This window comes from Sporosarcina sp. FSL K6-1522, from assembly GCF_038622445.1.
Taxonomy (GTDB): Bacteria; Bacillota; Bacilli; order Bacillales_A; family Planococcaceae; genus Sporosarcina.
Genome location: NZ_CP152019.1, coordinates 2,903,777 through 2,919,510, shown reverse-complemented (window position 1 = coordinate 2,919,510; position 15,734 = coordinate 2,903,777). Strand labels below are relative to the sequence as shown.

At 42.1% G+C, this 15,734-nt stretch carries 12 protein-coding genes; 11 read left to right on the top strand and 1 reads right to left on the bottom strand.

Annotation, left to right across the window (positions count from 1 at the left end):
- Window positions 1–53 precede the first annotated feature (53 nt).
- From MKY34_RS14365 to MKY34_RS14345, 5 genes are all read left to right on the top strand, one after another.
- Window positions 54–977, top strand: coding sequence for a GTP-binding protein (locus MKY34_RS14365; protein ID WP_342511725.1), 924 nt, complete (start codon window positions 54–56; stop codon window positions 975–977).
- Between the two features lie 146 nt (window positions 978–1,123).
- Window positions 1,124–1,864, top strand: a complete 741-nt coding sequence (locus tag MKY34_RS14360; protein ID WP_342511723.1) for a CAP domain-containing protein — start codon at window positions 1,124–1,126, stop codon at window positions 1,862–1,864.
- A gap of 105 nt (window positions 1,865–1,969) precedes the next feature.
- Window positions 1,970–3,493: a spore germination protein gene (locus MKY34_RS14355; protein WP_342511721.1), complete on the top strand. Its 1,524-nt coding sequence runs from the start codon at window positions 1,970–1,972 to the stop codon at window positions 3,491–3,493.
- A complete protein-coding gene (locus MKY34_RS14350) occupies window positions 3,490–4,509 on the top strand; it encodes a GerAB/ArcD/ProY family transporter (RefSeq protein ID WP_342511719.1) in 1,020 nt (339 codons plus the stop codon). Before MKY34_RS14355 ends, MKY34_RS14350 begins: the two co-directional genes overlap by 4 nt.
- A complete protein-coding gene (locus MKY34_RS14345) occupies window positions 4,506–5,582 on the top strand; it encodes a Ger(x)C family spore germination protein (protein WP_342511717.1) in 1,077 nt (358 codons plus the stop codon). The genes MKY34_RS14350 and MKY34_RS14345 overlap by 4 nt, the downstream gene beginning before the upstream one ends.
- Before the next feature lie 50 nt (window positions 5,583–5,632).
- Here the strand turns inward: MKY34_RS14345 and MKY34_RS14340 are convergent, their stop codons facing one another.
- Entirely contained in the window at window positions 5,633–6,979 is a 1,347-nt protein-coding gene (locus MKY34_RS14340; protein WP_342511715.1) for an MATE family efflux transporter, read from the bottom strand.
- A gap of 117 nt (window positions 6,980–7,096) precedes the next feature.
- On the opposite strand from MKY34_RS14340, the gene MKY34_RS14335 reads away from it, so the two are divergent.
- The 6 genes from MKY34_RS14335 (at window position 7,097) to MKY34_RS14310 (ending at window position 15,696) form a co-directional block, all read left to right on the top strand.
- A complete protein-coding gene (locus MKY34_RS14335; RefSeq protein ID WP_342511713.1) occupies window positions 7,097–8,182 on the top strand; it encodes an undecaprenyldiphospho-muramoylpentapeptide beta-N-acetylglucosaminyltransferase in 1,086 nt (361 codons plus the stop codon).
- Between the two features lie 255 nt (window positions 8,183–8,437).
- Window positions 8,438–11,248, top strand: a complete 2,811-nt coding sequence (locus tag MKY34_RS14330) for a 2-oxoglutarate dehydrogenase E1 component (protein WP_342511712.1) — start codon at window positions 8,438–8,440, stop codon at window positions 11,246–11,248.
- Window positions 11,249–11,318: 70 nt separating this feature from the next.
- Window positions 11,319–12,527: a 2-oxoglutarate dehydrogenase complex dihydrolipoyllysine-residue succinyltransferase gene (odhB, locus tag MKY34_RS14325; protein ID WP_342511711.1), complete on the top strand. Its 1,209-nt coding sequence runs from the start codon at window positions 11,319–11,321 to the stop codon at window positions 12,525–12,527.
- A gap of 90 nt (window positions 12,528–12,617) precedes the next feature.
- The gene (locus tag MKY34_RS14320) at window positions 12,618–12,815 is read left to right on the top strand and encodes a DUF6501 family protein (RefSeq protein WP_342511709.1); all 198 of its coding nucleotides are present in this window, start codon (window positions 12,618–12,620) and stop codon (window positions 12,813–12,815) included.
- Window positions 12,816–12,920: 105 nt separating this feature from the next.
- Window positions 12,921–13,784, top strand: coding sequence for an AAA family ATPase (locus MKY34_RS14315; protein WP_342511708.1), 864 nt, complete (start codon window positions 12,921–12,923; stop codon window positions 13,782–13,784).
- 10 nt (window positions 13,785–13,794) lie between these two features.
- Window positions 13,795–15,696, top strand: a complete 1,902-nt coding sequence (locus tag MKY34_RS14310; protein ID WP_342511707.1) for a hypothetical protein — start codon at window positions 13,795–13,797, stop codon at window positions 15,694–15,696.
- The last annotated feature ends 38 nt before the right edge of the window (window positions 15,697–15,734 follow it).

Genomic DNA, 15,734 nt, shown 5'->3' with positions numbered 1-15,734 from the left:
TCCTATAATCCGGATGGGCGCTTTTTCATTGTTAAGAATCGGAGGGCTTACACATGATAGATGTTTATTTATTCAGCGGGTTTCTTGGCAGTGGGAAAACCTCGTTGTTACTACACACAATTGAACAATTAAAAGAGCAAGGGAAAAAACCAGCTGTCTTGATGAATGAATTTGGGGCACTACCATTTGACTCAAATGCCGTCGAAGGAGAAGGAGACATACCACTCAAAGAGCTTCTAGAAGGCTGTATTTGTTGTACGGGGGCTGAGAAGACAGAGGCACAGCTTCAAGGACTGCTGGAAGAGAATGATGAGATAGATGTCATTTTAATTGAAACAACGGGCGCAGCGCATCCTGTGGAAGCGCTTGACGCTGTCTATTCGCCGTTATTCGCCGACCGACTGAAGATTAAAGGAATCGTTACAGTGGCCGATTCTAGACGATGGCTTGAACGTGACAAGCTGTCACCGCAAATTCGTGCATTATTTATGGAACAAATTCGCCATGCTCATGTTTTATTGGCAAATAAAGCGGATTTATTGACAGAGGAAGAGCTAGCAACCGTAACGATGGAGCTTTCTCACTTCAATAGCACAGCGCCTATTATTCAAACAACTGGTGCAAAGGTCGCGTTTTCGTTCATCGAAAAAGTGTTGAGTGCACCGAAAAAAGAGGAGCAACAACCGATTATTTCCGGAAAAGGGCTACCGCTTTCTTCAAAGCTTATAACATTCACCAAAAGTGTAGATCAGGAAACGTTTGAAGAATGGGTGAAAACATTACCAGACACCGTTTATAGAATGAAAGGTTATGTCCCAATCACAGGTTCGAAGAATCCTTTTTTATTTCAATATGCATATGGCATGGTCAATTGGCTACCTGAATATGTCAAAATGGAGCCCCGCTTGGTCATCATTGGGGAGGGACTTGAATCCATTAATTATGATAGCGTCAACCCCTTTTTGGATGAAATATAAAGAGAGTTGACCAAATATACCCATTCTATAAGTAGATGATGTCTATTAAACAGGCATTTATCATAGAACTGGATACACTGGAAGGAATCACCGTTATTCTGAATCTCCCACACGTTATGATAGATTGCGAAGGGAGGAGTAATGAGATGAAAAAATCGATTGCAGTACTCATGCTCGGTTCGGCGCTCTTACTGCCGAACAACAATAGTGTAGAAGCTTCATATTCAACGAATAATGTGCAGGTGCAACAAGCACAAGCCGTTAAGTGTTATGTTTGGGGAGGTCAGCACTCCAACAAGACGCACCACTACCATAGCTACTGGAAAAAGTATTATGGACAGCATACAGAGGCTCCAACACCGGCACCAGACCAGCCTGTGGAAAAGCCTTCTACGCCAGCACCGGAAACGGATAAACCCGTAGAAAAACCTTCTACGCCAACACCGGCACCGAAGCCAACACCGGAAACACCGGTAGAAAAGCCTGTTGAAACACCGCAAGATGCTTCTATTTCAGCAATTGAAAAAGCGGTTCTTGACTTAACGAATGCTGAAAGACAAAAAGCAGGTCTTAAACCACTGCAAACGGATGCTAATTTGATGAAGTCTGCACGTCAAAAATCAGCAGATATGGCTTCAAAAAATTACTTTTCACATACGAGTCCGACATACGGCTCACCATTCGATCAAATGAAAGCAAATGGCGTGACTTACAAAGCAGCGGCTGAAAATATTGCAATGGGTCAACGTACAGCCGAAGAAGTTGTAAAAGGCTGGATGGCATCACCAGGGCATAGAGAAAATATTTTAACACCTGGCTATACGCATATCGGTATTGGCTATGACCAAAACGGTAACTATTGGACACAGCAGTTTATTCAAAAGTAAGAAATAGTGAAGGGCTGTCTTTTCCGCTGGCAATAATCCAGTGGAGGGGCAGCTTTTTTTGTATGTCGCAAATGGCTACGAATGGGTTTGATGAAAAGGAATATGATGTGCGTACATTTATTTGCAACGGTTATCAACGATGAGAAAACGTTTAAAACGTTCCCGTACAACGCATACTCTTCACGAGAGGTGAATGGTATGGATGATGTGAAGTCGGTTGACGGCCTAATTTTATACATAAAAAAAACATTTCATAATTCAGTAGATCTGGTTGTTGAAGAAATAGAGTGGCAAGACAATCCGGCAGTTATCTGTTACTTTTCTGTGATGAACGAGGCGGCGTTAGTTAACAAAGAGCTTGAACTCATTCGCAATCGAGCAAGTGAAGGTCTAGTAAAATGGGGAGATACAGCCGCATCGACTGTTCATGCCTTTTCTGTTCCGACATTGATTGACAGCGTTGTGACAGGTTCTGTGGCTGTTGTGTTTCCTTATACAAATTTATTATTAAAAATAACAATTCCAAAAATACCTGTGCGCAGTATCACTGAACCGGACAATGAGCATGTTATCCGCGGCCAACATGAGGGCTTTGTTGAAGCACTGGATATGAACATAGGTCTTGTGCGAAAGCATCTGGCTATTCCGGACCTTGTTGTCAAATCCATTCATCTTGGAAGCGATACAAATACACGTGTGAGTTACGTCTATATTGAGTCAATCGCGGACGAAGAAGTTGTTAATGAAATGAAAAAGAGATTGGAAAATATCGGTTTAGATAAAGTGTGGGGGACAGGGCCAATTGAAGATTATTTAGAGGACTCGGTTTGGTCGCCATTTCCACAATTTTTGAATACGGAACGTCCTGATCGTGTCGTCGCAAATTTACTAGAAGGTAAAATTGCGGTTTTTTCTAACAGTTCTCCAACAGCACTCATTGCACCGGTCAACTTTTTTTCTTTTTATGAATCACCGGATGATTATAATGGACGTGTTCTCGTCGGTTCATTTTATCGACTTCTCCGTCTCATTAGTTTTATTGCGGCTATTTTTTTGCCTGCATTTTATATTGCTGTTGTTAGTTTCCATTCGGAAATCATACCGGTTGAACTAGGGAAGCAGGTCATGATGGCAGTGAATGATATACCGTATCGCCCGATATTTGAAGCACTTATTTTGGAATTATTTATCGAATTGATACGGGAATCTGCTATTCGGCTTCCGACGCCCATTGGGCAAACCATAGGGATTGTTGGGGGTCTCGTTATCGGAAATGCCATTGTCGATGCAGGTCTTGTATCCAATTTTATGGTCATTGTCGTAGCGATGACAGCCATTTCAAGTTTTGTCGTTCCTTCTTGGGAGATGAATATGAGTATTCGCCTCATTCGTTTTCCGTTTATGATTGCGGCTGCATTATTCGGTTTTTTTGGTATGGCGATTGGAACACTCATTCTTTTTATCCATCTTTTGAATCTGTCATCATTGAAACAGCCCTATTTTACGCCGATTGTTCCTTTTGACCCATCAAGATTCAAAGATGTGTTCTTTAGGATCCCGTTTGTCCGTATGAGCAAGCAACAAAAAACGTTTACCCATGGTGCAGATAAAGAAGGTGGGGAACGTTGACATTTAAATTATCAAGAAATCAATTTTTTTTATTTTTATTCATTGCGCAAACGGGTACGGTTTCTCTTTCTTTCCAAACCCCATTTATCAATGCAACAGGGCATGATGCTTGGCTTGTGTTTGTCGGAGTAGGCATCTTCCATTATGTGCTGTTGCTTGCCTATGAAAAAAATTATGAATACTTTAAACCCGGCCCAATAGTGTCTTGGCTTTATATAGGTTATTGGATTCTGATTTTGGTTTCTTTCATTTCTTATATTGACTATACACTTGCGGTTTGGGCATTTCCTGATACACCTCAGATTATTGTCATTTCAATCATGGTAGGAGTATCTCTTTACGCAAACTTGAGCCGTGCTGAAACCGTCATCAATTTAAGTGTGATCCTTGTCCCACTAATCCTGTTATTTTACGTTATTTTGCTACTCGCATGGCCGAACTATGTATGGACAAATTTGTTCCCCATAGGCACTTTAGATCGTTCAGAGTTGATGAAGGGCTTACTCACTTCACAGTTTACGTTTATCGGCATTGAGCTATTCTTGTTTTTCAGGATGTATGTTGACCAACAACAAAAAATAAAAGGACTCCCACTCTTTATCTACCAGTCGATCTGGATGTTCTTTTTTTTCAGTTCGGTTCTGTTTACGCTCGCCTATTATCCTTTAGTTGAACTAGAAAGGATTCCAGAACCGATTATGTATATTTTGAAAACGCAATCGGTATCATTTGTGGAGAGACTTGATTTATTTTTTATTTATTTTTGGATGATGTGGAGTATTATCACGATTGCTCTTTTCGCCTTTTCAGCGATTTATGTCCATCAGCTTCATGCAAAAGGTCACCGAAAAAGAAATACAATTATTCTGCATATCTTACTGATGGTATTCCCACTTTTGCTGCTGTCAAAAGAGCGTGTAGATATGATTCAAGGTTCACTTATCTATTTCCATCTGTTCTTCATACTGGTTGTGCCAACTGTCGTCATTTTGCTGAATAGGAGGAAAAAGAAATGAGGGCAAAGAGTTTTATCCTACTCATCTGTGTCTTGCTGTTAAGTGGCTGCTGGGATGAAAAGCAATATAGGGAAGTAACCAATGTTTCGCTTGCGGGGATAGAAGGCACACCAGGAAATTACGAGGCACAATTTGCTTTTCCAGTTTTTGAAGATGGTTCTATCAGTTATTCGACTGTAACAGGCAAAGGGATTAGTACACGAGGGGCAAAAAATAGTACAAATACCTCTCAAGGGCTGGATGTGGCCGAACTTCAAGTACTACTAATCGCAGATGATGCCGCTAAAAATGACATCTATCCCTATCTCGATGTGCTATACCGTGACCCTCGCAATCGACTTAGCGCGCATATGGCAATTGTCGAAGGAGAACTGGCTCCCTATTTCGAACCAATTGCAGGCCAAGGGGAAGATATTTCAACTTTTTATACACAACTAATCGATACAGCTGGCATATATACATTAGTTCCCGAAGTCAATCTTCAACAAGTGTGTACGATTCTTTTTGCCGAAGATATAGACCTCGCTCTTCCTTATATTAAAATGGGAAAAGAAAGTGGTATACCAGAAATCGCAGGTAGCGCATTATTTAATGCTAAAAGGGAGTTTACAGGGGAAGTTTTGGATCGAAAGGAATCGGCACTATTAATGCTACTCCAAAAGAAAAAGGGCAAGTATGCACGCCTTGATTTCTTATGGAAAGAAGGCGCAAAAGAAAGCCCCTTGTCAATCAATATCATGACGATAAAAAAAGACTGGAAAATTTCAGACAATCAAATAGATGCATCCTATCAATTGAAGGTTTCCGTAGAGGAATTTCCACACGACAGCTTGAACAAAAAGAAAACCAAAAAGGAAGTTGAAGATTTTCTATCCAAGGAACTAACAAAAAATTTTACAGAAGTGGTTAAAAAACTACAAGAAGCTAAAAGTGATGCAGTGGGGTTCGGACAACCAGTACGCGCATTTCACCCCAAGCTATGGGAACAAGGCGATTGGGGAGATACATTTTCGCAACTGCCGATTAAGGTAAAAGTGAAGGTGAAGATGATGCGGAGCGGAATACTAAATTGACAACGTGAAAACCCCCGCGATGTTAAAAGTCTTCATCACCGGGGGGATGGTTAACTAAATTTTTTCTTTTGGATATAGATTAGTCGTACGGTTAGAGTAATTGCTCCGACTGTCAGACCGGCAATCAGACCAATCCAGTAACCGTACGGTCCTAAATCAGTATAAGTTGCCATCAAATAACCAATCGGCAAACCGAGCACCCAATACGATACAATCGCCATGACAAACGTCATATTGACATCCTTATATCCCCTTAACGCCCCTTGAACAGGCGCTTGAATCGCATCCGATAACTGGAACAACGCAGCAAAAACAAAGAACTGAATGGCCAATCCAATAATCTGTATATCAGTTGTATAGAGTGAAGCAATTGGTTCTCTAAACAACAGTAATATAGTAATCGATAGGAAGCTGAACAATACGGCAAGCCCGACCCCAAGATAACTATAATGTTTGGCATCACGCATCTGACCAGCCCCGACGGCTTGGCCAACAAGAATCGTTGCGCCCATTGAAATGCTCAGCGGAATCATGTACAGCAACGATGTAAAGTTTAGCGCAATTTGGTGAGCTGAAATGACTGCTGTCGAATAGTTACTCATAAACAACGTGACAGCCGAAAAAATGCTCGTTTCGACAAAAATTGAAATACCTATAGGTACACCAATAAACAAAATCTCTTTCCATCTTCTGAAGGAGATTTTTCCCCATTTTTGAAAGATATTGAAGGTATCAAAAGGTTTACGTTTCCACGCTACGAAACAAGCGATGAAAAAGACAATCCAATATGTAAAGCCCGATGCATACCCCGCTCCAGCCCCACCAAGCTCTGGAAAACCGAAACGTCCATAAATAAGTAGATAATTGAGGACGATATTAATGGGGGCAGATAAAAGAATAATGAACATTGACACCCGTGTCGAACCGAGCCCATCAAAAAACGACCGCATGACAGTGTAGGCGAACAATGGCAATAGACCGAGGCTCATCCCAGTCAAATACTCAGCCGCGACCACACGCACTTCCTTCTCAAGCGGCATCACTTCTAATATTGGCCTGACGGCGAATAGAATGATGGCAAAGACGACAGCAGCGAGTGCAACCGAAACGTAAAGGCCTTGCTGTACGGAAGGGCGTACTTCGTCACGTTGGCGTGCGCCTATATGCTGCGCAATGATTGGCGTAAGCCCCATCAGAATGCCCGATAGGCCTGTATAGACAGGGACCCAAAAGGAAGAACCGATCGTGACACCTGCGAGATGGTATGTATCGTAGCGCCCAGTCATAAGAATATCAAAGAATGTCATCATATAAAGTGCGACTTGGGTAATGAGGATTGGCATCACAATGGTAGCCAATCTGAAGGGCTTTTTTCTTAGTGAAAGTGTGTTTTCCAAATAAATCATCCTTTATTCTACAATTAAATACTATTGTACCACGGTTCATTTGCTATAATGACTATGAAGTACGGACAACATGCGTAATTATTTTTAAGAATAGTAGAGGTGATGGCCATGAAACGGCCGATTATTGTATTAACGGGAGGCGGAACGGCAGGACACGTATCTGTGAACGAAGCACTTATCCCGGTATTTAGTGAAAAAGGATATGAGATCCATTACATAGGCTCACATGATGGCATTGAAAAAGAATTGATAGAGGATGGTCATCCTGAGGTCGTCTATCATGCAATCCAAAGTGGCAAATTGCGTCGTTATTTTTCTATGAAGAATTTTACTGATCCATTTAAAGTGGGAGCTGGTGTTCTCCAAGCCTATACAATCATTCGAAAGCTTAAACCTGAAATCATTTTTTCAAAGGGTGGATTCGTTTCGGTCCCTGTCGTCTTAGCGGCGAAAATGGCGAAAATCCCTGTTGTTGTCCATGAATCGGACGTCACACCAGGGCTTGCCAATAAACTGGCCTTGCCATTTTCCAAGCATATATTCACCGTGTTTGAAAAAACGTTGAACTATGTGCCAGAAGGAAAGGCTACTTGTTCAGGTGCAATTATTCGACCTGAGCTCTTTAATGGCATTCGAGAAGAAGGGTTACGTATTGCCGGTTTGTCAGGCAATAAACCTGTTCTGCTAGTGATGGGGGGGAGTCAAGGCTCTGCCGTACTTAACGAAGCCATTCGCGCTGATTTATCGACGATTTTACAAGCTTACGACCTGATTCACCTTTGTGGAAAAGGAAATATCGATGAAATGCTGGAAAGTACACTTGGCTATACCCAATTTGAATATGTGACGGAAGGCTTACCACATCTTCTCGCGGCGGCAGATTTTGCTGTGTCGAGAGCGGGGTCAAATGCGATTTTTGAATTGTTGGCGGTGCATAAGCCCATGCTACTCATCCCGTTGTCAGCTGCTAAAAGTAGGGGAGATCAGATTTTGAATGCATCCCATTTTCAATCGCTTGGGTTGGCACATGTATTACAGGAAGAAGACATCAATCGACAACCTATATCTGAAGCATTTGCTGCATTGATGCAAGATCAGGCTCAATTATTAGCGAATATGAAAAAAACACCACGCTCAAAAACACCTGAAGAGATGGTGAAAATGATTATGTCATACCGAAATTCGCTGGAATAGACAAGGCACTATTTAAAAAATTATGATTGTATGGGTTGCAATCAATAAAAATCAGTTGTAATGTAGTTCAGGGCACAAAATATTATGCATGCAAGCAAAACTTTCAACTGACTGGAATTTGTACGTATTTTTAGTAACATGAAAATTGAACACATAGTATTAAAACCTTTAAGTTAAAGAGTTTGCATGGTAATATTAATAAGGATAAAAATTATAACACAAAATGCCGAATGGCAAATGTGGAGGTTATTTTACATGTCGAACAATGTTGGCTCTCATCGTTCCCCGTATGCAGCTTTTTCGGGTCCAAACCTTGGGTATGTGATGGAAATGTATGAACTGTTCAAAACGTCACCTGAATCGGTCGACGCCGAGCTCGCTGAACTATTCAGCCGTTATGGTGCTCCGGAAGTAGCAGTAGAAAAACAAGCACAAACAAGCGAAACAGTTGCACCAGCTGATTTTGGTAAAGTATTAGCTGCTTATCAGCTCCAGGCTGCTATCCGTACATACGGACATCTTGCAGCTGATATTTATCCGCTTAACGATCGTCCAAAAGATGCAACACGTCTGGAACCTTCCTACTATGGATTGACGGAAAGCGATTTGGTAGCAATGCCTGCGTCCCTTTTCTTCAAAAATGTTCCGGCTAGCGTAGAGCATGGACTCGATGCAGTCAACTATTTGAAAACGTTGTATACAGGGAAAATTGCGTATGAGTTTGACCACGTAATTGATGAAGCAGAACGAAACTGGATTCAATCGAAAATCGAGAATGGCGAAGTATCTGTTAAACTTTCAGCAGATGATAAAAAAGCACTGCTTGAAAGACTGACAAAAATTGAAGGGTTCGAGAAGTTTATCCATCGTACATTCGTCGGAGCGAAGCGTTTTTCTATCGAAGGTTTAGACACGCTTGTTGTCTTCCTAGATGAACTCGTTCGCCGTTCAGAAGAAGAAAACATGAAAAAAGTATTGATTGGGATGGCTCACCGTGGTCGTCTAAACGTCCTCACACATATTTTGAATAAACCTTATGAAATGATGTTTGCGCAGTTTGCAGGCGTTCCAGAAGATCCCTTCCTGCCAACAGACGGTTCACTTGAAACGACACGCGGTTGGTTTGGCGATGTAAAGTATCATATGGGCGCATTGTATAAAGGTGAAACAGGTATGCAACGTTTCCTTGCATATAACCCGTCTCACTTAGAAGTTGTTAATCCAGTTATTACAGGGCAAACAAGAGCTGCACAAGAAGTCACGGATAAACCTGGTGTTCCTGAACAAGATACAAATGCTGCCTATGCAGTTCTTATTCACGGAGATGCCGCATTCCCAGGACAAGGAATTGTTCCTGAATCATTTAACTACAGCCGTGTACGTGGATTTAAGACAGGTGGTTCTATCCATGTCATCGCTAACAATATGATTGGCTTTACGACAGAATATTACGATTCAAGGTCGACGCACTACTCTTCTGACCCCGCAAAGGGCTACGAAGTACCTGTACTCCATGTCAATGCAGATAGCCCTGAGTCTGTCATTGCGGCTGCTTCATTCGCGTATGAGTATCGTCAAAAGTTTGGCAAGGACATTTTGATTGACCTACTTGGCTATCGCCGTTATGGTCATAATGAAATGGATGAACCGCTTGTAACGAACCCACTTATGTATCATACAATCCACGAACATCCAACTGTGCGTGAATTATATGGAGCGGAGCTCGCAACTGCAAATGTATTATCAGAAGAAGATGTCACGACACTGGATACAACTGTATTTGCAACGATGCAAGCTGCTTATGACAAGGTGAAAGAGCAATCTGCACAAGCAGAGGCAGTTTCCAACGCAACACCTGCTGAAGTACTTGCCGGTTATCCAAGAGATCTTGAAACAGGTTCGGAAGAAGCAAACCTTCGCCAAATCAATGAAGAATTACTTGCATATCCAGAAAGCTTTAATGTTTTCGGCAAGCTGTCACGCATCTTGAAGCGCCGTGAAGATCCATTCAACGGCAAAGGGAAAATCGATTGGGCACATGCGGAAACGCTAGCCTTCGGTACAATCCTTCAAGATGGAAATCCAATCCGTTTAACGGGACAGGACGTACAGCGTGGAACTTTTGCACATCGTCACCTTGTCCTACATGACGAGAAGACAGGCGAAGAACTCGTACCGTTACACCATATTAGTGGCTCAAAAGCATCTTTCGTTGCCTATAACAGCCCACTAACAGAAGCAGGTATTGTTGGTTATGAATTCGGTTATAACCTAGAAGACCCAAAAGCATTGTCGATTTGGGAAGCACAATACGGAGATTTCTCAAACATGGCGCAAGTAATGTTTGACCAGTTTGTCTCTGCAAGCTACTCAAAATGGGGGCAACAGTCTGGACTTGTGATGCTATTACCACACGCATATGAAGGACAAGGACCTGAGCACTCGAGTGCAAGAATTGAACGTTACCTACAACTATGTGCAGAAAATAACTGGACAGTTGCTAATCTTTCAAGTGCTGCAAACTATTTCCACATTCTTCGCAGACAGGCGAAAATGCTTGGTGATAAGTCGATGCGTCCACTTGTCATCGTGTCACCGAAGTCACTTCTACGTCACCCACTTGTAGGTGCAGACGTAAACGACTTGGCAGAAGGTCATTTCCAAACAGTACTTGAACAACCTGGCACAGGAAAGAAAACAGATAAAGTCGAAAAAATCCTATTCGCAAGTGGTAAAATGGCAATAGATCTTGCCGAGCGCGTAAAAGATGGTACAGACTTCGATCACTTGCATATCGTTCGTGTCGAGCAACTGTATCCATTCCCATCTGATAAAGTAAGCGATATTATTGCTCGCTACCCAAATGCAAAGGACCTTGTTTGGGTACAAGAAGAACCGAAAAACATGGGGTCATGGTCATTTGCACAGTCCTATATTCGTGAAGTGGCAAATGGTAAAAATGTTTCTTATGTTGGACGTATTCATCGTGCAAGTCCATCCGAAGGTGATGGCGTATCGCATAAAATCGAACAAAACCGTATTCTTGATGAGGCACTAAAAAAATAACGAATCCATACAACATGAGATAATGATAGCTTTTCACCGTATAAACGGTAGATTAGAGGAGGAATTTATTGTGGCAGAAATCATCGTACCAGAATTAGCAGAATCGATTACAGAAGGAACAATTGCACGTTGGTTAAAACAACCAGGAGAAAGCATTGAAAAAGGCGAATTCATCGTTGAGCTTGAAACAGATAAAGTAAACGTTGAAGTCATTTCAGAAGAAGCGGGAGTTGTTCAACAACATCTTGCGGCTGAAGGTGATACAGTAGAGGTTGGTCAAGTCATCGCAACTGTAGGCGCAAGTGCAGGAGCACCAGCTGCTACTCCTGCGCAAGCAGCAGCTCCAACTCCGGTAGCGGCACCAGAAGCTGTTGTTGCAGACGAAGGTACTGCAGATCGCACAATTGCAAGTCCAGCAGCTCGTAAATTAGCGCGTGAAAAAGGTATTGACCTTGCAGCGGTTTCTCCAGTTGATCCAATGGGGCGCGTTCGTGTTCAAGATGTCGAAGCACATGGTACAGCACCAAAAGCGCCAGCAGCGGCTCCTGCACCTACTGTAGCGGCAGCTCAAGCGGATGACGGCCGTATCACTCGCGAGAAAATGACTCGCCGTCGCCAGACGATTGCAAAGCGTCTACTGGAAGTAAAACAATCAACAGCGATGTTAACAACGTTCAACGAAATTGACATGACTAATGTAATGGCTCTTCGTTCACGTAAAAAAGACCAATTCTTCGAGCAAAATGACGTGCGTCTTGGTTTCATGTCATTCTTCACGAAAGCTGTCGTTGCAGCACTTAAAAAATATCCATATGTGAACGCTGAAATCAGTGGCGATGAAATTCTTCTTAAGAACTTCTATGACATCGGTGTTGCGATTTCAACAGATGGCGGACTCGTTGTACCAAACGTACTTGATGCAGATCGTAAAAACTTCGCTGAAATCGAAGGAACAATTGTAGAGCTTGCTAAAAAAGCACGCGACAACAAATTGACAATCGCAGACATGACAGGTGGTTCATTCACAATTACAAACGGTGGGGTATTCGGTTCATTAATGTCTACACCAATTATGAATGGTACACAAGTTGGTATTTTGGGTATGCACACAATCCAACGACGTCCAGTGGCGATTGGCGATAATATCGAAATCCGTCCAATGATGTACGTAGCTTTGTCATATGACCACCGTGTCATCGATGGTAAAGACTCAGTTGGATTCTTGAAAATGGTAAAAGAATTGATTGAAAATCCAGAAGATCTTCTTCTTGGTTCATAATCAACCAAACGTAATGTGCACAATCGGCCCGTTTTTCTAAGCGGGCCGTTTTTTTCCTTATTTACTTTTCATATAGGAGGCTTGATTGGAATGACTGTGAAAGATTGGACAACTGTACCGACGATTCGTACAATCGTTTGTAAACATGCAGATGCTGAAAAATATGTTGTAACGAATGTCCTGACACCTGGTAAATCGTATGAAGTGAAAAACGAGACGGATGAATTCGTTTTCGTCATCGATAATACCGGAAAAGTTGGAGGCTATTATAAAACATATTTTGAATAATAAGTAGACCCGATACTCGCTCGTTCGTGTATCGGTTTTTTTAACTTGAATCAAGTTAAATCCGAGACGTAATTGATTAGAATTTGATCGGGAGGAATATATATAATGAATGCGATTGTCGAAAAAGTACATGCTCTTCGTTCAGAGAAAATACATGATGTAGAAGCTCAACGCTTAATTCAAGAAGGGGGTTATGTCTCGCCCGATCCTTATTTATGGGAAGATGTTCTTGTTGGAATTGCCTTGAAAAATCCCGTGTTATTGAAAGGACCATCCGGTTCAGGGAAAACGAAGCTAGCACAAACAATCTCACATTATTTTCAGCAGCCGATGCAAAGCGTCAACTGTTCAGTCGATTTAGATGCTGAATCGCTACTTGGTTTCAAAACGATTATTAGTAAAGAAGGACAAACAGTTATCGAATTTGTGGAAGGGCCCGTTATCCAAGCGATGAAAAAAGGGCATATTCTCTATATCGATGAAATTAATATGGCCAAGCCAGAAACATTGCCTATTCTTCATAGCGTTCTCGATCATCGTCGTATGTTGACAAATCCTTTTACAGGTGAGGTCATTTTTGCGCATGAAGATTTCACCGTCATTTCCGCGATTAACGAAGGCTATGTAGGGACCTCCCCAATGAACGAAGCATTGAAAAATCGCTTTGTCTCTTTTTCAGTTCCGTACTTGACGGGTGAACAGCTAAAGTCTGTTATGACAGCTACTTATCCAACTGCAGCAACACAGCTCATTGAAACGTTTCTTCAAATAGGCAATGATTTGAAAAAGCAAGTGATGAGCGGATTATTATCAGATGAAGCAGCGTCAATTAGGAGTTTGCTTGATGCAATGGGGCTATCGCAACATATTCCAGTGAGACGGGCTGTGCAATATGCAATTGCCGAAAAATTGGATGACAAAATTGAACGGGATTTGATTATGGAATTAGTCGATACATGGGTGAAATGAGGCGATTATAATGGTGAAGATGAGTCGATTCATTCAATTTAATGATGAAGCGGTCGATGCTCGCACATTGTTATTGTATGAACGCTTAGGGCGGGCACTTGCAGATGCGCCATTTCTTGAACTGACAGAACGTAAATTACTGGAGTTTCAACCGAAAGAAGGCATTGTTTCGATGAGTGTCTTTTGGCGACATCGAACGGAAGACGTGACACATGCTGGTCGGCTATCTGACATTTACTTATTGACCGCAGGGTATTGGAAGCGCTTTGATGTGCGAGCATGGATAGCCTTCACGCAGGCCTATGCAGCGCATCCTCTACGTAAATTTTCATCGGAACTATTGTTATTACTAGAGGAATTTAGACTGATGGATACCATTGTGAAAGAAAGACCTGGGACTGCTACTGCATTTGACCTTAGAAGGGAAGCCTACGTCTCTTTCCATCGCAATGCATTGTCATCAAATAAGCAAAAAAGTTTTGTAGCAGACGCGCTTATCAACCAATTATTCATATCACTCCATGAAGGCATGTTTGCGGGGACGTCTATTGACTGGGAAGAGATAGATATTGGGTTCATTCAGTCGGCGCTACAGCATGCTTATGATGCTAAAACGACACAGGATAATATGTACATTGCGGAAAGAATTATAGGGATTGTTGACGGCATTATTGACAAAGATCTTGTTCATCAATACTATTCAGTCGGAGATTCAATTACGGAAGACAATACCGTATTTCATTATCATAAAGGAATGGCAGATGCGGAAAAGGGCGAGGAGGAACCAAAAGAAACGATTGAAGAAGTTTTTCGTTCTTGGCATCGTGAAAATGAAAGCGAATCTGGCGTGCATCTTGAATATGAGCTAGAGCATGGCCGATCCGGCAAGAGTGATGCCAATGATGCAACACCTGGCAATGAAGATGCTGAAATCGAAGAAACGGGCTTTGGCGATTCCGAAGGCAATGACAGTGATCAATGGACAGATGAGGAAAGTGCCAAAGCCGAAAAACGTGACAATCGGGTGAAGGCAGGCAAAATGTTCGGTAAAGAGCATGTCAATGTTGTTTACGAAGAACAGCGAATAGAAGCGACTGATGAGCAACAAAATCGTCAGCAATTGACACTTTGGCGGGAAGAGCAAAAGCCTTATGTTCGTTCGTTTGTCGAGGAAATGAAAAAACGCATTGATTTAAAAGTGGATACAAAACGAGAGCGTTTGATGAAAGGACGTTTATCAACAAAGCTGACAACACTCGTTGTCGATGAGCGACCAAAACCATTTTATCGTAAAAATGCACCATCTGTTAATCTCGATGCAGTGTTCGGTCTACTAGTGGATGGCTCTGCCTCAATGCTCGATAAGTTAGATGAAACGAAACGGGCAGTATTGCTCTTTCATGATGTCCTGCGTCAACTCGGTGTTAGCCATGAAATTTCATCGTATTATGAGGATGCTTATCATGCTTCGAAAGAAGTGCAGCCAAATGTTTTCGGCTTGATGCATACGTTCAGCGATCGCAATAAGGATAGCGGTCCATCCATTTTATCATTTGATGCAAATGAGGATAATCGTGATGGCTTCGCAATTCGTTGGATGGCAAATCGTCTCGCGGGTAGACAAGAGAAGCATAAGTTTCTATTGGTTTTTTCCGACGGAGAGCCTTCCGCGTTCGGCTATGATCGAAACGGTATTCTCGACACAGCCGAAGCCGTGATGGAGACAGAGAAGCAAGGCATTTCCGTTATCCATCTTTTCTTATCTACGGAAGAACCAACGGAAGAGCAGAAAGCCTTATTTTCTACAATGTTCGGCAATAAAACTGCTTCATCCAACTCAGTAGAAGGTTTTGCAGATCAGACATTGAGGATTTTACGTAAGTTGCTTGCGATTGTCATTCGAAATGCATAATGAAGTGTTTCCTGTCATGTTCGCACGGCGAAATTTGT

Excerpts from the sequence above, each read along its gene's own strand:
- MKY34_RS14365 (WP_342511725.1), top strand. The coding sequence starts at position 54 with ATGATAGATGTTTATTTATTCAGCGGGTTTCTTGGCAGTGGGAAAACC.
- MKY34_RS14360 (WP_342511723.1), top strand. The coding sequence starts at position 1,124 with ATGAAAAAATCGATTGCAGTACTCATGCTCGGTTCGGCGCTCTTACTG.
- MKY34_RS14355 (WP_342511721.1), top strand. The coding sequence starts at position 1,970 with ATGTGCGTACATTTATTTGCAACGGTTATCAACGATGAGAAAACGTTT.
- MKY34_RS14345 (WP_342511717.1), top strand. The coding sequence starts at position 4,506 with ATGAGGGCAAAGAGTTTTATCCTACTCATCTGTGTCTTGCTGTTAAGT.
- MKY34_RS14335 (WP_342511713.1), top strand. The coding sequence starts at position 7,097 with ATGAAACGGCCGATTATTGTATTAACGGGAGGCGGAACGGCAGGACAC.
- MKY34_RS14330 (WP_342511712.1), top strand. The coding sequence starts at position 8,438 with ATGTCGAACAATGTTGGCTCTCATCGTTCCCCGTATGCAGCTTTTTCG.
- MKY34_RS14320 (WP_342511709.1), top strand. The coding sequence starts at position 12,618 with ATGACTGTGAAAGATTGGACAACTGTACCGACGATTCGTACAATCGTT.
- MKY34_RS14315 (WP_342511708.1), top strand. The coding sequence starts at position 12,921 with ATGAATGCGATTGTCGAAAAAGTACATGCTCTTCGTTCAGAGAAAATA.
- MKY34_RS14310 (WP_342511707.1), top strand. The coding sequence starts at position 13,795 with ATGGTGAAGATGAGTCGATTCATTCAATTTAATGATGAAGCGGTCGAT.